At 62.1% G+C, this 19,470-nt stretch carries 17 protein-coding genes and 1 pseudogene; 11 read left to right on the forward strand and 7 right to left on the reverse strand.

Annotation, left to right across the window (positions count from 1 at the left end):
* Positions 1-74 precede the first annotated feature (74 nt).
* Positions 75-971 carry a LysR family transcriptional regulator gene (locus LU684_RS05360; protein ID WP_232894260.1) on the forward strand — a complete coding sequence of 299 codons (897 nt, stop codon included), beginning with the start codon at positions 75-77 and terminating at the stop codon, positions 969-971.
* On the opposite strand, the gene LU684_RS05365 is transcribed toward LU684_RS05360, so the two are convergent.
* Entirely contained in the window at positions 952-1,872 is a 921-nt protein-coding gene (locus LU684_RS05365; protein ID WP_232894235.1) for a LysR substrate-binding domain-containing protein, read from the reverse strand. The two genes, LU684_RS05360 and LU684_RS05365, sit on opposite strands and share 20 nt — an antisense overlap.
* Positions 1,873-2,031: 159 nt before the next feature.
* Here LU684_RS05365 and LU684_RS05370 point away from each other — a divergent pair, with 159 nt between their 5' ends.
* The 7 genes from LU684_RS05370 to LU684_RS05400 all read left to right on the forward strand — a co-directional run bounded on the left by LU684_RS05370 (position 2,032) and on the right by LU684_RS05400 (position 7,515).
* Positions 2,032-2,820: a YqcI/YcgG family protein gene (locus LU684_RS05370; RefSeq protein ID WP_016485962.1), complete on the forward strand. Its 789-nt coding sequence runs from the start codon at positions 2,032-2,034 to the stop codon at positions 2,818-2,820.
* A 2-nt stretch (positions 2,821-2,822) separates the two neighbouring features.
* Complete coding sequence (locus LU684_RS05375; RefSeq protein ID WP_096425880.1) at positions 2,823-3,449, forward strand: LysE family translocator; 627 nt, start codon at positions 2,823-2,825, stop codon at positions 3,447-3,449.
* A 39-nt stretch (positions 3,450-3,488) separates the two neighbouring features.
* A complete protein-coding gene (locus LU684_RS05380; protein WP_060518814.1) occupies positions 3,489-4,571 on the forward strand; it encodes a hypothetical protein in 1,083 nt (360 codons plus the stop codon).
* Between the two features lie 138 nt (positions 4,572-4,709).
* Complete coding sequence (locus tag LU684_RS05385; protein ID WP_210668176.1) at positions 4,710-5,405, forward strand: sel1 repeat family protein; 696 nt, start codon at positions 4,710-4,712, stop codon at positions 5,403-5,405.
* Between the two features lie 264 nt (positions 5,406-5,669).
* A complete protein-coding gene (locus LU684_RS05390; RefSeq protein ID WP_024717703.1) occupies positions 5,670-6,362 on the forward strand; it encodes an AzlC family ABC transporter permease in 693 nt (230 codons plus the stop codon).
* Complete coding sequence (locus LU684_RS05395) at positions 6,359-6,673, forward strand: AzlD domain-containing protein (RefSeq protein ID WP_010953340.1); 315 nt, start codon at positions 6,359-6,361, stop codon at positions 6,671-6,673. Before LU684_RS05390 ends, LU684_RS05395 begins: the two co-directional genes overlap by 4 nt.
* Positions 6,670-7,515, forward strand: coding sequence for an AraC family transcriptional regulator (locus LU684_RS05400; RefSeq protein WP_232894236.1), 846 nt, complete (start codon positions 6,670-6,672; stop codon positions 7,513-7,515). Before LU684_RS05395 ends, LU684_RS05400 begins: the two co-directional genes overlap by 4 nt.
* Positions 7,516-7,562: 47 nt before the next feature.
* Here the strand turns inward: LU684_RS05400 and LU684_RS05405 are convergent.
* Positions 7,563-8,779, reverse strand: a pseudogene (locus tag LU684_RS05405) (MFS transporter).
* A 403-nt stretch (positions 8,780-9,182) separates the two neighbouring features.
* On the opposite strand from LU684_RS05405, the gene LU684_RS05410 reads away from it, so the two are divergent.
* Positions 9,183-9,410, forward strand: a complete 228-nt coding sequence (locus LU684_RS05410) for a hypothetical protein (protein WP_024717704.1) — start codon at positions 9,183-9,185, stop codon at positions 9,408-9,410.
* A gap of 123 nt (positions 9,411-9,533) precedes the next feature.
* Here LU684_RS05410 and LU684_RS05415 read toward each other — a convergent pair whose 3' ends face one another.
* From LU684_RS05415 to LU684_RS05435, 5 genes are all read right to left on the reverse strand, one after another.
* Positions 9,534-10,016, reverse strand: a complete 483-nt coding sequence (locus tag LU684_RS05415) for a copper chaperone PCu(A)C (RefSeq protein ID WP_232894237.1) — start codon at positions 10,014-10,016, stop codon at positions 9,534-9,536.
* Positions 10,017-10,625: an SCO family protein gene (locus tag LU684_RS05420; RefSeq protein WP_016485954.1), complete on the reverse strand. Its 609-nt coding sequence runs from the start codon at positions 10,623-10,625 to the stop codon at positions 10,017-10,019.
* Positions 10,626-10,846: 221 nt separating this feature from the next.
* Positions 10,847-11,431 (reverse strand): Fe-S biogenesis protein NfuA, encoded by a 585-nt coding sequence (gene nfuA / locus LU684_RS05425; protein ID WP_012271640.1) that lies wholly within the window; start codon positions 11,429-11,431, stop codon positions 10,847-10,849.
* 58 nt (positions 11,432-11,489) lie between these two features.
* A complete protein-coding gene (locus LU684_RS05430; protein WP_016485953.1) occupies positions 11,490-12,524 on the reverse strand; it encodes an acyltransferase family protein in 1,035 nt (344 codons plus the stop codon).
* A gap of 207 nt (positions 12,525-12,731) precedes the next feature.
* Positions 12,732-15,032 (reverse strand): fatty acid cis/trans isomerase, encoded by a 2,301-nt coding sequence (locus LU684_RS05435; protein WP_016485952.1) that lies wholly within the window; start codon positions 15,030-15,032, stop codon positions 12,732-12,734.
* A gap of 176 nt (positions 15,033-15,208) precedes the next feature.
* On the opposite strand from LU684_RS05435, the gene metH reads away from it, so the two are divergent.
* Positions 15,209-18,916 (forward strand): methionine synthase, encoded by a 3,708-nt coding sequence (gene metH / locus LU684_RS05440; protein WP_016485951.1) that lies wholly within the window; start codon positions 15,209-15,211, stop codon positions 18,914-18,916.
* 167 nt (positions 18,917-19,083) lie between these two features.
* The gene (locus LU684_RS05445; protein WP_016485950.1) at positions 19,084-19,299 is read left to right on the forward strand and encodes a DUF2970 domain-containing protein; all 216 of its coding nucleotides are present in this window, start codon (positions 19,084-19,086) and stop codon (positions 19,297-19,299) included.
* The last annotated feature ends 171 nt before the right edge of the window (positions 19,300-19,470 follow it).

The raw sequence follows: 19,470 nt of genomic DNA on the forward strand, positions 1-19,470 counted from the left end.
GAAGCCTACTGCGGAAAAAGGTGGCTACAATGCCGCTCACCCCGGACACCCATGTCCGCAATCAGGAAAGCAGCATGGACAGCCTCAGCGGCTTCTTGGTCTTCAACCGGGTGGCCGAAACCCGCAGCTTCGTCGCCGCCGGCCAGTCGCTGGGTATCAGTGCCTCGGCCGTGGGCAAACGCGTTGCGCGCCTGGAAAACCGCCTGGGTGTGCGCCTGTTCCACCGCAGCACACGCAGCATCACCCTCACCGCCGAAGGCACGCTGTTCCTCGAGCGCAGCCGGCGCATCCTGGCCGAAATCGAGGCCACCGAGCAGGCGCTGTCTCAGGCCAGCGTAAGCCCGCGTGGCCGCTTGCGCGTCAGCATGCCACAGGTCACAGCGCTGGTGATGCCGGCGCTGGCGGAGTTCATGGCGCTGTATCCGCAGGTGGAACTGGACCTGGACTTTTCCGACCGCATGGTGGATATCGTCGGCGAAGGCTTCGATGTGGTGATGCGCGGTGGGCAGCCGGTGGATTCGCGGCTCAACGCCAAATTCCTGGGGCACTTCCAGCACCGCCTGGTGGCCTCGCCCGAGTACCTGCACGAACGCGGCACACCCTTGCACCCGCGCGACCTGGCCGCGCATACCTGCCTGCATTATCGCTTCCCGAGCAATGGCAAGCTGGAAACCTGGCCGCTGCGCCAGGAGCACCCCGAACAAGCCTACGACATCCCCATCTCGATGGTTTGCAACCATGTCGAGACACGGGTCTGCTTTGCCTTGAACCACCGTGGCATCACCTGCCTGCCGGACTTCAACGTACGTCGCGAACTGGGCAACGGCTCACTGGTCAGCGTACTCGACAGCTTCATGGAGCGGCGTGGCAGTTTCTATCTGCTGTGGCCGTCCGGGCGGCAGGTGCCGCCGAAGTTACGGGTGTTCATCGATTTCATGCTTGAGCGGGTGTTCAACCGTACAGATAGTTGATGTCCTTGTGGGCCAGCGGTGGCACCTGGCCAAGCAGGAAGTCGCGCAGCTTGTGCATTTGCCGCGCTTTCGGGCTGGCCTTGAGCCAGGTCATGTAGTAACCGTCACCGGTGGCCACTGCATGCTTGAACGGCGTGGCCAGGCGCCCCGCCTGCAGGTCGGCACTGGCCAGCACCAGGTCGACCACCGAAATACCCAGGCCTTGCTGCGCAGCCGAAATACCTTGGTCGAGCGTATCGAACACCTGCCCCTGGTCGATGCTGATGTCCAGTGCGTCCATCCGCGCCAGCCAACGCCGCCAGTCGCGCCGGTCGGGTGACGGGTGCAGAATTTCGCAATGGGCGAGGTCGGCCAAGGCCGGTTGGGCCTGTGGCATGTAATCGGGGTGGCACACCGGGATCAACCACTCATCGAACAGCTTGAAACTCTCGATATCGGCGGGGAAACGCCCGCTGGCCAACAGAATGGCGCAGTCGTAGGGCTCGGAATAAAAGTCCACGGTGTCGATGTCCATCCACACGCTGGACAGTTGCACGCTGCAGTTGTCCTCGGCCTTCTTGAACGCATCCAGCGCCCGCAACAGCCAGCGCACGGTGAGCGTGGAAGGCGCCTTCAAGCGCAAGCCGTAGCGGTCCTGGCGCAGCAATGCGCAAGCATTTTCGATGATCTTGAAGCCAACTTTCAGCTCTTGCGCCAGCAGGCGCCCGTGCTCGGTCAGGCTGAGTTTCGGGCCACGCCGTTCGAACAAGTCGCAGCCAAACAGGGCTTCCAGGGTCTTGATGTGATGGCTGACCGCCCCCTGGGTCAGGGCCAGTTCTTCCGCCGCACGGGTAAAAGAGCCATAGCGAGAGGCCACCTCGAAGGCACGCAGGGCGTGCAAGGCCTGAATCCGTTCCGACATGGCGGCGTCCCGAGCATGAATAAGACTAATAGTAGGTCACAGTTCCACGCGTTTTACAACGTCGAGAGCGTCTCGGAAAATGCAGGTAAATAATAAAGATAACCAAGATCCTGCCTGCATATGACTGGAACGTTCACTTAATTAACGCCTGGGGAAATCATGTTTACGGGATATGGAACTTGCTATCGCCTGGATGCGCTAGAGCTGGCCGTTGAACATGGATGCACTACGCAACACTGGACTTTCAAAACCATAGAACACTTTCGCAGTATTCTCGCCAACCCCGACTTCCCTTGCCTGTTCGGCCGCAAGGCGGTAAACGGCGAAACCTGCCACATACTCTTCGCCCGTGCCGAGCAACTCGCCGATGATATCGCCCAGGGTCTGGCCGACTACGTGCGCGCCATCGCCCCGATCACACCCAAGCAGCGCATCGGCAGCCCGCTGGTGGTGTTTCTCGAAACCGCCGCCGATTACACCCTGGCCGAACAGCAGGCACTGGCCTGGAAGGTGCTGCGTGGCGTGCATGCGCGCGACCCGCACCCATGGCCGCAGGGCATGCCGACCGACCCCGACGACAACGGCTGGTCGTTCTGCTATGCCGGCATGCCCTTGTTCATCAACATGAACTTCCCCGGCCACCAGCAGATGAAAAGCCGCAACCTGGGGCATCACATCACCTTCGTCATCAATCCACGGGCGAACTTCGACGAAGTGGCCAACGCCAGTACCGAAAGTGGCAAGCGAATCCGCGAGCGTATTCGCGAGCGCGTGCACCACTACAACGACGGCGTCATGCCTGACACCCTGGGTTTTTTCGGCGATGACGACAACTTCGAGTGGAAGCAGTACCAGTTGCAGGAGGCTGGCTCGCTCAACCCGTCACGCTGCCCGTTCCACGCACATGCCGCATACCCGGCGACACCCGACCTACTGATCGAGAACTGACCGTGAATACCGCACTCACCGCCACCTATGCCCTCACCGTCCTGCTGCTCATCGCCACCCCAGGCCCCGTAGTGGCACTGATCGTCAACACCGCGGCTGCATCCGGTTCGCGCAAGGCCATGTTCACTGCCGTTGGCACCAACTGGGCCTCACTGGTGCTGATCGGTGCCGCAGCCTGGATCATCCTCACCAGTGCCGCCATCGACAAGGCATGGCTCAGCACCATGAGCCTGCTGGGCTGCCTGTTCATCGGCTACATCGCCGTGGGCACTTTAAGAGATGTGCTGCAGGCGCCGGTCCCGGACGCGACGAGCGAGGCACCCAAAACCGGGCGTGGCGGGCTGCTGCAAGGCTTCATGGTGGGCATTTCCAACCCCAAGGACATCATTTTCTTCATTGCCTTCTTCCCCCAGTTCATCCAGATCACCGAGTCATTCGGCAAAAGCATGGTGGTGTTGTCGCTGCTGTGGGTGGCCATCGATTTCGCCGTGCTCAGCCTGTACATCTTCGCCATCGGCAAGATCGCTTCGCAGCGCAGCAACCGGGTGATCAGCCTGGCTTCGGGCGTTGCCCTGCTGCTGATTGCCGCTGGCGGCCTGCTGTACAACCTCAACGAACTGGCGGCCTGAAGCGGATGCGAAACGCCCGGTGCAACAGAAGGAAAGACCATGACAGCGACTGATACAGGCCCGTCTCCTTCACCGTTGCAGCAGGACTACCAACGCTTTCTGCTGTTGGGCAGCCGCCGTGCGCCGCACACTGTGCACGTGCATGAAACCGGCTACCGGTCCGGAACCATCAACACTGATGCCCTTGGCCTGCGCTACAGCCACTTTGCCGGCAAGCGTTTTTCGGCGGCAGAACGCGGCGGCGCCTCACGTATCAACCTGCTGGTCGGCGGCTCGACCGCCCTGGGTATCGGCGCCAGCTCCGACGAGCACACGGTGGCCTCGCACCTGTCGGCCCTTACCGGCGAGGTGTGGCTGAGCCTGGCCGGTTGCGGTCTCAATGCTGGCCAGGAACTGCTGATGTTCCTGACTCACCAGCACCGCCTTGGCCAACTCGGCCACGTGGTGGTGCTCAGTGGCCTCAACAGCCTGGCCCATGAAGCGCTGTGCGAAGTCCTCGCCAGCCCCAACGACCCACAGCACGCCAAGGCCTACCAGGCCTTTCTCAACAGCTTCAGCGAAGGCATGCAGCCTGCCGCACCACCCCGCCGGCAGTCACTGTGGCGGCGCATCGGCCAGGCCCTGACCACACCTGCGACCGCCCCCCCGGCCTTCTGGCCGCTGTCACCCCCGGAGAAGCGCTTGGCTCGCGCGGCCGACAGCATTGGCCGGACCTTGCGTCAGTGGGACAGGTTGCTGGCAGACAGCCATGCCACCCTCACCTTCATCCTGCAGCCGCTGCTGCCCTGGTGTCGGGACACCTTGCCCGTTGGTGAGCAAGCCATGTTGGCCGCGCTGGAGCAACAACCGGCGAACTTCGACCGGCTGCTCGACGGCGCATTCGATAGCCAGTTGCACTCGGCCTTTTTCCGCCGTATCAAAAGCCAGGCCGACCCAGTGCCCTGCTACGACATGAACAGCATGCTCAGCAGCTCGCCGGTGTTCGGCGCGGACCTGTTCATCGACCGCCTGCACCTGAACGACCTGGGTAACAACGCCCTGGCCAAAGTGATTACCGCAAAACTTGGCCTCGCCCAGGAAAAACACGCTCAACGCAAGGTCACACCAATCAAGCTCGTCTGACAGTTGCCGAGTGGTCTTCCGGCCACCCCCCTTGGGTGGCTAGAATAGGCCGTCGTTCCGATTTTCCCGAGGCGTACGCTTGACCGCTATTAACATCGAAGCCGCCCCTCCTTGCCTGGCCGTCCACGGGGCTTGCCTGTGAGCCGCACGCGACGCCTGCCCCCGCTGTTGGTCGCCCTGATGCCGCTGGCTGCGCACGCGCTGGAGGTGAGCATCGACCCTCACGCCGACCTGCTCTACCGCCAGGCCTTGCCGCTGCTGGAGCAGGCCGATCGTCAGGGCGACGATACCAGCACCCTGCGTACCGCCCTGGGCAGCGACCCCGAGCTCAGCCGCCAGGGCCAAGCCATGGCCCACACGCTGCCGACAGCGGTTGCCCTGTTGAAAAAGTCGGTAGAGCTGGGCCACCCGGTTGCGCAGTACCGCCTGGCGCTGTACTACATGACTTATCTGCCCGCCACGCAAATACCGGATGCCGCCTGCCCGTTGCTCGAAGCCAGTCTCAAGCAGGGTTTTGCTGCACCCGCGCCAGCGATCGCTACCTGGTGCCGGCCCTACAACACCAGCAGCGAGTACCGTGCAGCGCTGGAAGCCATCCCCAGCATGGCCACCGTGTACGCCCCTTACTACCCGCAGCCGGCCACCCGCCTGACCTGCAGCCGCAGCCAGCCTCAGGGTCTCGAAATGCTCTGGGGCCGGCAGCGCGACTACCAGGCCGAGGTGTACCGCCTGCTCGGCGACCTGGACCCACCGCACCGTCTGAGCCTGCTGCAGAAAGCCGTGGACATCAACGGCTGCGTGACAGCGCAACAGCACCTGACCAGCCGCCCGTGATCCTCTGCCAGACGCGGTCCCTGTTGGGCAACTGTCTCACTCAAACTTTGGATTCCGCGCGATCACTGTAGGCGCAGCCTTGTGCTGCGAAGAGGCCGGTAAGGCTAAAGATTGTTTTCGGCTGCAATGACCTCTTCGCAGCACAAGGCTGCTCCTACAGGGCTTGTGGTTGCCTTGAAATCAAACCCGATCAGCAAGATCGTTCAAGCCATCCCCCGCCCCGTCTGGCATGCTGATCTGCCTCGTACACGCGTTGCAGCCATCATGCCCCACATCGCTCGCCAAGCCTTCCTCCACGGCGCTATCGCCATCATGCCGCTGTCCCTGGCCGTCGCCCCCTGGGGCCTGCTGGCCGGTTCCATGGCCATCGAGGCCAACCTCAGTGCCTGGCAGGGGCAAGGGCTATCGGCCATCGTCTTCGCCGGTGCCGCGCAATTGGTCGCCATTGGTATGCTCAAGGGCGGCGCCAACCTGGCGTCGATCCTGCTCACCACCCTGCTGCTGACCTCGCAGCACCTGCTGTATGGCCTGTCGATGCGCCCGGTGCTGTCCAGCCAGCCATTGCGCTGGCGGTTGGGCCTGGGCTTTCTGCTGACCGACGAATTCTTCGCGTTGACCAGCCAGTACGACCAGCAGCAATTCAACCGCTGGTACGCCTTGGGGGTAGGCCTGACGTTCTACGTCGCCTGGAACCTGTTCACCCTGGCCGGTATCCTGCTGGGCCAGAACATTCCCCACCTGGACCAACTCGGCCTGGACTTTTCCATCGTCGCCACCTTCGTCGCCCTGATTGCACCGCTGGTGCGCAACCTGCCGACCGTGGTGTGCGTCGCCGTGTCGCTGTTCTGCTCGGTCCTGTTCAGCCACTGGCATTGGGAAACCGCCCTGGTGGTCGCAGGCCTGCTGGGCATGAGCGCCGGGTTCATCTGCCAGAAATTTGCCGGAGCCCGAGCATGACCTGGATCCTGATTTTCGCCATGGGCGCCATTGTGTTCCTCAACCGCTACGCGTTCCTGGAGCCACGGCTCCCCTTGCGGCTGAGCTCCAACGCCCGGCAGTTCCTCGGCTTTGCCGTGCCGGGCATGCTCACTGCCATCTGCGGCCCGATCATCTTCATGCCCGACCACCAGCTCAACCTGAGCCTGCTCAACCCCTACCTGCTGGGTTCTCTGGTGGCGATCGCCCTGGTGCTGTTGACCCGCAGCGTGTTGCTGAGCATGCTGGTGAGCATGTTGATCTTCTTCCTTCTACGCAGCTGGCTGGCATGAACCCGCCCCTGCGCGAACAGACACACCTCTGGCAAGCGCCGGCCCTGGGCGACGTCGAGATGCTGCACGCGCGCTACGTCCAGCAGCGGTTCGCCCCGCATGTGCATGAAGGCTATGTATTCACCGTGATCGAATCCGGCGCCCAGCGCTTCTGGCACCGGGGCAGTGAGCACCTGGCGCCGGTCGGCAGCATGGTGCTGATCAACCCCGACGAGCTGCATACCGGCGCCACCGCCCATGAGGCGGGCTGGCGTTATCGCGGCTTCTACCCCGAGCACGATCGGGTCACCGGTGTACTGGACGAACTGGAACTGGGCCGCCACGGCATGCCCAGCTTCAAGGACAGCGTGATCCACGACCCGGCCCTGGCCATCGCCTTCAGCCAGCTGCATCAGTTGTCCGAAAACGGCGCCAGCGCCCTGCAGCAACAGACCGCCTGGCGCCAGGCGGTACTGGCCCTGGTGCAGCGGCACGGGCAATGCGCCGAACCCTCGGCCCCCGGCCACGAACCCCTGGCCGTGGCCCGCGCCCGCGAACTGCTGGAAAGCCAATTGGCCGACCCGCCCTCGCTCGAAGCGCTGGCGGCAGCCGTCAACCTGTCGCCCTTCCACTTCGCCCGGGTGTTTCGCCAGGCCACCGGCCAGCCGCCGCACGCCTGGCTGAAGCAGCGGCGCCTGGTCCGCGCCCGGGAAATGCTGAAGAGCGGCCTGGCCGCTTCGGAGGTGGCGTTCGACCTTGGCTTTGCCGACCAGAGCCATTTGAGCCGGCAGTTCAAGCAGGCCTACGGGGTGACACCAGGGGCGTATCGGCAGGCATGCGCTCACTCGGCATTACCCGCCTGACGCCCTGCAACTCAAGCTTGCCCCATGCGCCAACATCGCGCGTCGGGCTATTCACGATGGTCGCCATCAAGGGAATGTGCTTTCAGGTTCCAGCGCACTGGCGCGATGAACAGCATGAGCGTCATCCAGATCAAGGTGGCCGGCCCCGCAAGCACAAAGACCAGGCTGGCAACCAGCCCTGAAGCGGCGTCACCAATGACAGCTGTGAAGTAATGGAGGGAAAAATTTCTGCCAACTTCCTGCTCGTTCGACAAGCACTGGATGTTGGTCACGATCGCGATGTCGACAAATGCCCCCATGAAGCCGACCATGAACAAGAACAGCAGAAACAGCCAGCTGTTGAATTGCAGTGCCACGGCTGCAGCAAAAAACAGTGCGCCGTACAGCACCCAGTAACGCACCACCAGTCGTGCGGTTGTGCGCGGGTTGAAGCGTGTGTAGAGCATGCCACCCAATACGGTGCCTGCAGCAAGCAGTGAAAATACGTAACCCACCGCCGCTTCAGAGGCGAAGTGTTCCAGCACTGACGCAGGAAGAATGAAGCGAATCACCGACGTGGCGAACATCGCACAGAGCGTGGTGCAGCCAATAACAGCAAACAAAGGCGCATTGCTGACCCTGAGCTGACTTACACTGCGCGCCGCATCCCGGACAATGGCGCGCCCATCGAATACCTGCCGGACGCCCTGCCTGGCAGGCCCAAGGGTAGCGATGGAAATGGCCGACAACACCAGGCACGCCGCAAAGAACAGGAAGGTTGCTTCGCGAGACAGCAGTAACACACATGCCGAAAACACCAGAGGCCCGATAATCGAGGCAGCATCCTCGATCACCTGAATACCGCTGTTGACCGAGGCCAGCTGTTGCTTTGCGACAAGTTCGGGAAAGTACGCGCGAAACGCAGGCACATAAAGGCATTCGAGCGCTGTCATCACATCGCAAGGCCGACCAGGACCGGTAACACGGGTGAGGACAAGCTGAACAAGGTAAAGAAGGCAAGTGCCAGCAGGCCTTTGGCCGCCTCTACCGCCAAAAGTATTCGTTTCTTGTCGGCGCTATCTGCCAGCCAACCGCCCAAGGGTGAACACACCATGCTCGGCAAGTAGCGGAAGAAATAGGCGATGCCAATGAAAAGCAGATCCGCCTCGGTCATGGACACGATTGCCACAGCAAACGCAGCTTCGAACGCAAACTCACCACATTTGGAAAAGCAATAGCCCACCGCCAGAGAACGTGTTCCGGGGTTACGACTCAACGCCTGCATCATGGCTGTATTCCTGAGCCAGCGGTTTAGGTCGGCTGAATTTAGAGTTCATTCAACACCGGGCTCAACGCTAAAGTTGTAACCATTGCGGCACGGTCAGCGCAGGAAAATTCAGGCTTGGAATATTCCTACACCCATTAATTAATGCCGAAAGCAGGCCTACCCCTTGCAAAACTGCATCGCAGAACTATTCAGCACACCTGATCAAGCAGTGCAGGTTGGTACCGCATGCGGAGTGGTGGCAACGGTTTAAACATTGCGTTTATCCGCCCAAAATAGTAACTCAATGTTACTTGGGCAACGGAGCGTCCATTTTTCCGCGTTTTCGGCATGTCCTCCAGAGGCAGCAGAAGCCCCGCCAACCCTCTGCTACACTGACAAGGCTGAATTGGAGGATCCTGCCATGTCCGAAAGAGAGCTCACCACCCTCCTGTCGCTGATGAACCAGCGCCAGGCCTGCCTGAACAGCGCCTGCAAGGAGATTGCCGACTGGATCGACCGGCAGGGCGATGTGCCCGCCGCCGGCAAGATCCGCGCCAGCCTGAAGGCACTGGAGGCCGATGAGGCCCAGGTTCGAAAGACCCTGACCTCGCTGACGCTCGACAGGCCGCTGCCCAAGTTTCGCAGCTGATTGAACCAGGGGCCGCCGTGGGAGCGAGCTTGCCCCGCGAAGGAGACAACGCGGTGAATGGCACCGGCTTTGCCGGTGTTCGCGGGGCAAGCCCGCTCCCACAGGCTGCCCCGTTCAACGTTATCAGTGCTTCATGTGCATGTGGTCATGCCCACCGCCGGCCTCGGCGTTGAGCGGACGCACTTCGGCCTGCACGTCGAGGGTTTCCTTGGCCCCTTTGGCATCCTCGATGGTCAGGGTCAGCGGCACTTTCTGGCCTTCCTTCACCTGATTGTTCAGGCCCATCAGCATCACATGCAGGCCATTGGGGTCCAGGGTCACGGCCTTGCCGGCCGGCAACTCGACAGCCTTCACCTCACGCATGCCCATCACGTCGCCGTTCATGGTCATTTCGTGCACCTGCACGGTCTTGGCCACGGGCGAAGCCACGCTCACCAGCTTGCTGTCGCTGCTGGCGGTCAGGGTCATGAAGGCACCGGTGGACTGCTGGTGCGGCACGCTGGCACGGACCCAGGCATCGCTCACGGTAGTCTGGGCCAGGGCCGGCAGGGTCAGGCCCAGCAGCGCCAGGGCAGCCAGGCCGCGTTTGATCGGTTGCATCGACATTCAGCAGATCTCCATCAGGGTAACCAGGTCTTCAGCGCATTCCTTGGCATTCAGGGAATGGCCCAGGCTCAGGCGCAGGGTGCCACGCGTATCGTAGACGTAGCTGGTGGACGAGTGAGAAATCGTATAGGTGTCACCGGCCGGGACCTTCTCGTAGAACACCTTGAACTCCTTGGCCACTGCGGCGATTTCTTCCGGGGTGCCGGTGAGCGCGGTGAACGTGGGGTCAAAGGCCTTGACATAGGCATCGAGCACCTCGGGGGTGTCGCGCTCCGGGTCCAGGGTGATGAACACTACCTGGAACAGGTCGCGGTCGCGGCCTCTGAGCAGCTTGCGGATTTGTGCCGCGCGCGCCAGGGTGGTCGGGCAAACCGCCGGGCATTGGGTGAACCCGAAGAAGATCATCGGCATGCTGCCGTAGAAGCTCGACAGGGTGCGTACGTTACCTTGCGGGTCTTTGAGGCTGAACTTGCGCCCGAGGATTTCGTTGCTCATGTTCTTGCCGTACTTGAACTCGAGCCCCCGGGCCGGGCTGCAGCCTGCCAGCAGGCCAAGCCCGAGAACGCCCATCCCGGCGACAACGGCGCGCCGGGTGTATAGATCATTCATGAAACCATCCTTTACAGGGAAGGTGCCGACCCTCGGGACGGGCCGGCTGAAAAACCGGGGCATTCTGGCATGACACCCCAAGGGGTTCTACCCGACGAAGGCGGGGATGGCCTGCAGCCCTTTGAAACCGGGCTGCGGCCTGTTGTCGCAGGGGTTGAAACCGTAACAGTTTGTTGCTAAGAGAGCCGCATTTACGCGAACCCTACAGGAGCGCGTCGACGTCAGTAGTAGGCGTTCTCTTTCTGGGTGTGGTCAGTCACGTCACGCACGCCCTTGAGCTCCGGAATACGCTCGAGCAGGGTGCGCTCAATGCCTTCCTTCAGGGTGACATCTGCCTGGCCACAACCCTGGCAGCCGCCACCGAACTGCAGCACGGCAATGCCATCGTCGACCACATCCACCAAACTGACCTGACCACCGTGGCTGGCCAGCCCGGGGTTGATCTCGGTCTGCAGGTAATAGTTGATACGCTCGTTGATCGGGCTGTCTTCGTTGACCATCGGCACCTTGGCGTTAGGCGCCTTGATGGTCAGCTGGCCACCCATGCGGTCGGTGGCGTAGTCGACCAGTGCGTCTTCCAGGAACGGCACGCTGACTGCGTCCAGGTAAGCGGTGAAGCTCTTCAGACCCACGGCGGTGTCGTCAGGCTTCTCTTCGCCCGGCTTGCAGTAGGCAATGCACGTCTCTGCGTACTGGGTGCCAGGCTGGGTGATAAAAATGCGAATGCCGATGCCAGGCGTATTCTGCTTGGAAAGCAGATCGGCCAGGTAATCATGGGCGGCGTCGGTAATGGTTATAGCGCTCATGTAGGTTCCTCACAGACTTGCGGCCAAGTGTACGCCAACCCGGCCCTTGAACAAAGTCCTAGTAATTGACTCGGGAAAGCGCATATTCACGGGATGGCCCCCGTGGCGCCGCCAGCCAGGCCTGCATGCGCCGGTACAGGCCGCGCTCCAGCCACCGGTAGCTGAACCACGACATTAGTCCAATGGACGGCACGCACAGGGCAAATACCAGATACGGGTTCAGATGCAGGCGCTGGCTGGCGAACCAGCCGGCATACAGCACCAGGACATGAATCAGGTACACCGAGTACGAACAATCGCCAAGGGCCTTGAGCAGCCGATTGCCTTGGAACAGTGGCTCCAGGGCCACAAAGGCCAGCACGATCATCGCACTTGGCACCCCCCAATGCAGCAAGCGCTGGGAAGCGTCCAGGTGGTAGATCGCCAGGCTGGCCACGCCCAGCAAAGCCAGCGGCAACCACCTGCCCTGGCGGATCATCCCGCGACGGTACAGCACGCCCACACCGATGCCGAGCAGGAACTCGTAGATGATGTCGTTGTTGTAGAAGCGGCTGACCACACCCATGCGCCCCAGTACCTCGCTGACCAGTAGCAGAGCAACGGTAACCAACAGCAAGTGATGCCGTTGGCGTACCAGGAAGGCCAGGCCGAAAAGCAGGTAGAAAAACATCTCGAAGTTCAGCGTCCAGCCCACGTTCAGGGTCGGGTACAGGCCATAGCCTCCGGGGTTCTCCGCCGGGATGAACAACATTGACAAGAGCAGGTGATGCCAGGCGAATTCCTGATGCGGCATCCATTGGCTGAAGGCCAGCAGCAACGCGGCCATCAATGCGGTGTAGAACCAGTAGGCAGGAACAATACGCAGCACCCGATTGAGCAGGAACTGGCGCGGTTCGATGGTTTTGTCGCGGGTCGACAGGTAGATGACCAGCCCGCTGATGACGAAGAAGATGTCGACCCCCACGGCGCCACGGTCGGTGAGCAGTTGGCCGATGGGGCCGGTGGCGTGGAAGTCGAAGAAGATCTGCATGAAATGGTGGCAGACCACCACCCAGGCGGCGAACGCCCGCAGTGCCTGAAGCGAATACAGCATGAAATACCCTGCGCTTGCCGGTGTATTGAGGCCTTCGGGAGCGCTTTGCGCTCCATCGCCGGCACGCCAGCTCCCACAAAAACCGCGCACGCCTGAGCACTACGCAGGCCTGTGGGAGCTGGCTTGCCGGCGATTGGGCTGCATAGCAGCCCCCGGACCACCCACCATTTCCGACCGCAGGGTACTCGGAAAGGTCAGCCTACCCGATCAGAGGTTCTCATAGCGGTTCATGTCCAGCACACCCGCCTCGACCGGCGTGGTCTCCTTGATGAAGCTGTTCAGGTCATGGAAGTAGCGCCAGAACTCAGGGTGACTGCGGCGCACTCCCCAGCGCATGACGATGCGCTCGAACCTGGCTGCATCGTCTTTCGCATATTCCAGGTCCTCGACAAACTCCGCCACATCCTTGGTCGGCACGTTGAAGATGAAGTTGGGATAGCTGCTGAGCACGCCCGGGTACAGGGTCAGGGTATCCAACCCGGGCTGGTAGCGGTACGCCTCACCCAGCAGGAACGCCACGTTGCTGTGCGCGCGGTTGCGCAGCAGGCTGTACACCTGGCGCTGGCCGCCCTGCCCTTCGATGCGCAGCATGGTCGCTTCGGGCAACTGGTTGATCACCTTCAGCCCCGCAGCCGGGCGCGACACAAGGCGGCTGAGCGACTGCTCGGCATTGCGGAACTCTTCGCTCACCTGCGGCCGTGAGCAGAAGGCGCCCTGGCAGCGGTTTATCGGGTCGGGCGCAGCATTCAGGCTGCCGGTGCGCTGCAGCAGTTTCAGGCCAAAATCGCGCTTGGGGTTACGCGCGTCCAGCGAGATGCCACTGGGCGTGTCGGTATCGATGTCTTCATAATCCATCCACATCTTCACCTTGCCGCTGTTCTGGTACCAGTCGCCGAGGATGTCCTTGCGCTTTTCGGCCGGCATCAGGCGCAAGAAGTTGACTTCGGCGCCATTGCGGATCAAGTCAAAATAAAGGCGCGTCTGCAACTGGTGCGAAACATTGCCGTACACATCGAAGTTGACCGCCAGCTGGTAGTAGGTGCGCTCGAACAGCGGGTAGTCGAACAACCACATGGTCAGCGGCACATCACCGATCAGGCCCTTGGTCACCGAGGCACTGTCGAAGTGGCGGAAGATGCTCAGCAGCGCGTTGTCGTTACCGGCCCACAGCGTCGACCACCCTGGCGCCGGCATGTCGGCATAGGCGTCGCGACGCAGCTTTTCGTACTCGTTGCGCTTGTCGCGGTAGGCGTGCCACAGGCTCAGCACGCTGCCCACATCATCGATCTGCCCAGGCATGGCCAGCAGCGGGGTGGCCTCGCCACGGTACTTGGCATCCGTGATGTAGCGGTCGAAGGCGGGCTCCTGGAACAGTGCCCAGAAGTTGTCGCGGATCACGTCGGTAGCAATCTGCCCGCGGCACACCGGGCCACGGATGAACGTACGCACGAAGTACTCGGCGTTATCCAGCATGAACTGGTAGCGCGCCACTGCCGGGATTGCCTCGAACGTTTCAAACGGGTTGGCGCGGTGACGCGGGCCGTAGCCTGGCAGCGCGGTAGCATGCCAGTCACCGGCGTAGAACAGCTGCTTCACCCGCTTGAGCTTCTGCGGCCCCATCGGGTAGGTGATGTGCGTCTTGTGCACGATCACGCCCTGCACCGGGATCAGGCGGTAATAGAAGTCGGTGCCGGGTGGGTCGTTGGGGCGACGCGTGGCAATGATGTCGGCCGGCTGGCCGCTGGGGGTACGTGAGCGTACCCACTGGAAGAAGTGGCCCTGCTCGCCGCCCACAAAGTAGATGTGCGCCAGGAACAGGTGCTCGTAAAGCCAGCGGCCGACCAGGGCCTCGGTGGAACCCGGGCGGTTGAGCAGTTCTTCCCACTCGGCGATCTGCCTGGCTTCGGTTTCGCTTGGCTTGATCGGTTGATACTCAACAGGCGCCCCGGCCGCCAGCCAGCGGCGCATGGTGTCGTATTCCTTGTCGGTCAGCCCGGTAACGGCCAAGGGCATGCCCTCCTTGGGATGGGCACCGGCATAGGCGTCGAACTCATGGGGCAACGGGCACATGTTGTTGCGGCTCAGGCCCAGCACAATGTCCTCGGGCAGTTTGGCATTGGGCGTGAGTGGGGTCTTGTGCCCCAGCTCCAGCATGCGCGCCATCAGCGCGGCCTGGCTGCCCTGGTTGTCGAGCACCGAGTAAAAGCCTTTCTTGCGCCATTGCTCCTCGCTATGGGCGTCGTAGAACAGCCGCGTGGTAGGCACCGCCTTGCTGCGGTCGCCCTCGTAAACCGGGACCTTGCTGGCACCGCGTACCGCGCCTTCCGGGCTTTCCAGCTTCAGCTGGCAGGCGGCGTCGTTGCAGGCGTGGCAGGCCACGCATTTCTCGGTGAAGATCGGCTGAATGTCCCGGGTATAGGAAATGGCCGGGCTCGACTGGGGGGCTTGCCCGAACACCACGCTGCTGATGAGCAGAGCGAAGGCGCCGGCAAGAATACGATGCACCATGTGCGAAAAGTCCTGGGTCCTGAAAGCTGTCACTGTTGTTGCCTGGTCGTCTTTGGGTGCTGTTAATCGCGCCAGCAACATGAGCAGTTTTCATGCAAATGGGCGGTGCGCCTAAAAACCGCGCAACTTTGATATGATTCTGCACCTTCTGATATTTGCCCGACCAGGTAGTTCCTATGTCCGACCGCAGCGCTCGTCTCCAAGCACTCCAGAACGCCCTCAAAGAGCGCATCCTGATCCTCGACGGCGGCATGGGTACTATGATCCAAAGCTACCGTCTCGAGGAACACGACTATCGTGGCACGCGCTTCGCCGATTGGCCAAGCGATGTAAAGGGTAACAACGACCTGTTGCTGCTCAGCCGCCCGGACGTGATCGCCGCCATCGAGAAAGCCTACCTCGATGCCGGTGCGGATATTCTAGAAACCAACACCTTCAATGCCACGCAGATTTCCCAGGCCGACTACGGCATGGAGTCGCTGGTCTATGAGCTGAACGTGCAAGGCGCGCGCATTGCCCGCCAGGTAGCCGATGCCAAGACCCTGGAAACGCCCGACAAGCCGCGCTTCGTCGCAGGTGTACTGGGCCCTACCAGCCGCACCTGCTCGATTTCCCCGGACGTCAACGACCCCGGCTACCGCAACGTCACGTTCGATGAGCTGGTAGAGAACTACATCGAGGCCACCCGTGGCCTGATCGAGGGCGGCGCGGACCTGATCCTGATCGAAACCATTTTCGACACCCTCAACGCCAAGGCGGCCATTTTTGCCGTGCAGCAGGTGTTTGAAGACGACGCTATCGAACTGCCGATCATGATCTCCGGCACCATCACCGACGCCTCTGGCCGCACCCTGTCGGGCCAGACCACCGAAGCGTTCTGGAACTCGGTGCGCCACGCCAAGCCGATTTCCGTGGGCCTGAACTGCGCCCTCGGCGCCAAAGACCTGCGCCCTTACCTGGAAGAGTTGTCGACCAAAGCCGACACCCACGTTTCCGCCCACCCCAACGCCGGCCTGCCGAACGCCTTCGGCGAGTACGACGAAACCCCGGCCGAAATGGCTGCGGTGGTCGAAGAGTTCGCAGCCAGCGGCTTCCTCAACATCATCGGGGGTTGCTGCGGTACCACCCCGGGCCACATCCAGGCCATTGCCGAGGCCGTGGCCAAATACAAGCCACGCGAGATCCCGGAGATTGCCAAGGCCTGTCGCCTGTCCGGCCTGGAACCGTTCACCATTGATCGCCAGTCGCTGTTCGTCAACGTCGGCGAGCGCACCAACATCACCGGTTCGGCCAAATTCGCCCGGCTGATCCGTGAAGAAAACTACACCGAAGCCCTGGAAGTCGCCCTGCAGCAGGTCGAGGCCGGCGCCCAGGTGATCGACATCAACATGGACGAAGGGATGCTCGATTCCCAGGCGGCCATGGTCCGTTTCCTCAACATGATCGCTGGCGAGCCGGACATTTCCCGCGTGCCGATCATGATCGACTCCTCCAAGTGGGAAGTGATCGAAGCCGGCCTGAAGTGCATTCAGGGCAAAGGCATCGTCAACTCCATTTCCATGAAAGAAGGCGTCGAGCAGTTCAAGCACCATGCCCGCCTGTGCAAGCGCTACGGTGCCGCCGTGGTGGTCATGGCCTTCGACGAAGTCGGCCAGGCCGACACCGCCGCGCGCAAGAAGGAAATCTGCAAGCGCAGCTACGACATTCTGGTCAACGAAGTGGGCTTCCCGCCCGAAGACATCATCTTCGACCCGAACATCTTCGCCGTTGCCACGGGTATCGAAGAGCACAACAACTACGCCGTCGACTTCATCGAGGCCTGTGCCTATATCCGTGACCACCTGCCCCATGCGCTGAGCTCGGGCGGTGTGTCCAACGTGTCGTTCTCGTTCCGTGGCAACAACCCGGTGCGCGAGGCGATCCACTCGGTGTTCCTGTTCCACGCCATCCGCAACGGCCTGACCATGGGTATCGTCAACGCCGGCCAGCTGGAGATCTACGACGAGATCCCGGCCGAGCTGCGTGAAAAGGTCGAGGACGTGGTGCTCAACCGCACGCCGGAAGGTACCGATGCCCTGCTGGCCATTGCCGACGACTACAAAGGCGGCGGCGCCACCAAGGAAGTCGAAAACGAAGCCTGGCGTTCGCTGCCGGTCGGCAAGCGCCTGGAGCACGCACTGGTCAAAGGCATCACCGCGCACATCGTCGAGGACACCGAGGAGTGCCGCCAGCAATGCGCACGCCCCATCGAGGTCATCGAAGGCCCGCTGATGAGTGGCATGAACGTGGTTGGCGACCTGTTCGGTGCAGGCAAGATGTTCCTGCCCCAGGTGGTCAAATCGGCCCGCGTGATGAAGCAGGCGGTGGCGCACCTTATCCCGTTCATCGAAGCCGAAAAAGGTGACAAGCCAGAAGCCAAGGGCAAGATCCTGATGGCCACGGTAAAAGGTGACGTGCACGACATTGGCAAGAACATCGTCGGCGTGGTGTTGGGCTGCAACGGCTATGACATCGTCGACCTCGGCGTGATGGTGCCGGCCGAGAAAATCCTGCAAACCGCCCGCGACGAAAAATGCGACATCATCGGTCTGTCCGGCCTTATTACCCCGTCGCTTGACGAGATGGTCCACGTTGCCCGCGAAATGCAGCGCCAGGGCTTCGAACTGCCCCTGATGATCGGCGGCGCCACCACGTCCAAGGCGCACACCGCAGTCAAGATCGAACCCAAGTACAGCAACGACGCCGTCATCTACGTCACCGATGCCTCGCGGGCGGTCGGCGTGGCCACCCAGTTGCTGTCCAAAGAGCTCAAGCCGGGCTTCGTCGAGAAAACCCGCCTGGAATACGTGGATGTGCGCGAGCGCACCGCCAACCGCAGCGCCCGTACCGAGCGCCTGAGCTACGCCCAGGCCATCGCCGCCAAGCCGAAGTACGACTGGGCCGGTTACCAGCCAGCAGTGCCCTCCTTCACCGGCGTCAAGGTACTGGAAGACATCGACCTGCGCACCCTGGCCGAATACATCGACTGGACCCCGTTCTTCATTTCCTGGGACCTGGCTGGCAAGTTCCCGCGCATTCTCACCGACGAGGTGGTCGGTGAGGCTGCCACCGCGCTGTACAAGGATGCCCGCGAGATGCTCGACAAGCTGATCGACGAGCAGCTGATCAGCGCCCGCGCGGTGTTCGGCTTCTGGCCGGCCAACCAGGTGGCCGATGACGACATCGAGGTGTACGGCGAGGACGGCCAGGCGCTGGCCACGCTGCACCACCTGCGCCAGCAGACCATCAAGCCCGACGGCAAACCCAACTGGTCGCTGGCTGACTTTGTCGCGCCAAAAACCAGCGGCGTCACCGACTATGTGGGGGGGTTCATCACCACTGCCGGCATTGGTGCAGAGGAAGTGGCCAAGGCTTACCAGGACAAAGGCGACGACTACAGCTCGATCATGGTCAAGGCCCTGGCCGACCGCCTGGCCGAAGCCTGCGCCGAGTGGCTGCACGAGCAGGTGCGTAAAGAGCACTGGGGCTATGCCCGCGACGAACACCTGGACAACGAAGCGCTGATCAAGGAGCAGTACCGCGGCATCCGCCCGGCCCCGGGCTACCCGGCCTGCCCCGACCACACCGAAAAAGAAACCCTGTTCCGCCTGCTCGACGGCACGGCCATCGGCGAAACCGGGCCGAGCGGTGTGTTCCTTACCGAGCACTTTGCCATGTTCCCGGCGGCGGCGGTGAGTGGCTGGTACTTTGCCCACCCGCAGGCGCAGTACTTTGCCGTTGGCAAGGTCGACAAGGACCAGATCGAGCGCTACAGCGCGCGCAAAGGGCAGGATGTGAGCGTAAGCGAGCGCTGGCTGGCACCGAACCTCGGGTACGACAGCTAAGACTGTGCCGGCTTCCTCGCGGGCAAGCCCCCCACAGGTAAATCACTGCCCTGGCGGTTTGTGCCGAACCTGTGGGAGCGGGCTTGCCCCGCGAAGAGGCCGGCACAAGCAACCTTAGCGCCATTGCCTACACTGTTCCTGATTGCCTCTGATCTTCAGGAGCTACCATGGATGATTCCAGCCAGGGCAAACCCCCAACCTTCTGGCAGATGCTGCACAGCATCCTCGCCGCCGCCTTCGGCGTGCAAAGCGGCAAGAACCGCACCCGCGACTTCACCCACGGCAAAGCCAGCCATTTCATTGCACTGGGGACGCTCTTCACCCTGATTTTCATCATGGTGCTGATCGGCCTGGTGCAACTGGCCCTGCACCTTACCCGCTAGCCTGCCCCGGCCTCATCGCCGGCAAGCCAGCTCCCACAGGTTTTCTGCAGCCTCAGGGCCTGCGCTGTACCTGTGGGAGCTGGCTTGCCGGCGATGAGGCCGGGACAGGCCACACAAAAACGCCCGCAGGACATACCCCCGCAGGCGCTGTTGCTACATCACGGTCTGAAA

The sequence above is a fragment of the Pseudomonas sp. NMI542_15 genome (assembly GCF_021283425.1).
GTDB classification, from domain to species: Bacteria; Pseudomonadota; Gammaproteobacteria; order Pseudomonadales; family Pseudomonadaceae; genus Aquipseudomonas; species Aquipseudomonas fortuita.

Coding starts and splice junctions, on each gene's coding strand:
- LU684_RS05365 (WP_232894235.1), bottom strand. CDS start 1,872: ATGTCGGAACGGATTCAGGCCTTGCACGCCCTGCGTGCCTTCGAGGTG.
- LU684_RS05360 (WP_232894260.1), top strand. CDS start 75: ATGGACAGCCTCAGCGGCTTCTTGGTCTTCAACCGGGTGGCCGAAACC.
- LU684_RS05415 (WP_232894237.1), bottom strand. CDS start 10,016: ATGTCGATGCAACCGATCAAACGCGGCCTGGCTGCCCTGGCGCTGCTG.
- LU684_RS05445 (WP_016485950.1), top strand. CDS start 19,084: ATGGATGATTCCAGCCAGGGCAAACCCCCAACCTTCTGGCAGATGCTG.
- metH (WP_016485951.1), top strand. CDS start 15,209: ATGTCCGACCGCAGCGCTCGTCTCCAAGCACTCCAGAACGCCCTCAAA.
- nfuA (WP_012271640.1), bottom strand. CDS start 11,431: ATGAGCGCTATAACCATTACCGACGCCGCCCATGATTACCTGGCCGAT.
- LU684_RS05430 (WP_016485953.1), bottom strand. CDS start 12,524: ATGCTGTATTCGCTTCAGGCACTGCGGGCGTTCGCCGCCTGGGTGGTG.
- LU684_RS05400 (WP_232894236.1), top strand. CDS start 6,670: ATGAACCCGCCCCTGCGCGAACAGACACACCTCTGGCAAGCGCCGGCC.
- LU684_RS05380 (WP_060518814.1), top strand. CDS start 3,489: ATGACAGCGACTGATACAGGCCCGTCTCCTTCACCGTTGCAGCAGGAC.
- LU684_RS05410 (WP_024717704.1), top strand. CDS start 9,183: ATGTCCGAAAGAGAGCTCACCACCCTCCTGTCGCTGATGAACCAGCGC.
- LU684_RS05435 (WP_016485952.1), bottom strand. CDS start 15,032: ATGGTGCATCGTATTCTTGCCGGCGCCTTCGCTCTGCTCATCAGCAGC.
- LU684_RS05370 (WP_016485962.1), top strand. CDS start 2,032: ATGTTTACGGGATATGGAACTTGCTATCGCCTGGATGCGCTAGAGCTG.
- LU684_RS05390 (WP_024717703.1), top strand. CDS start 5,670: ATGCCCCACATCGCTCGCCAAGCCTTCCTCCACGGCGCTATCGCCATC.
- LU684_RS05420 (WP_016485954.1), bottom strand. CDS start 10,625: ATGAATGATCTATACACCCGGCGCGCCGTTGTCGCCGGGATGGGCGTT.
- LU684_RS05395 (WP_010953340.1), top strand. CDS start 6,359: ATGACCTGGATCCTGATTTTCGCCATGGGCGCCATTGTGTTCCTCAAC.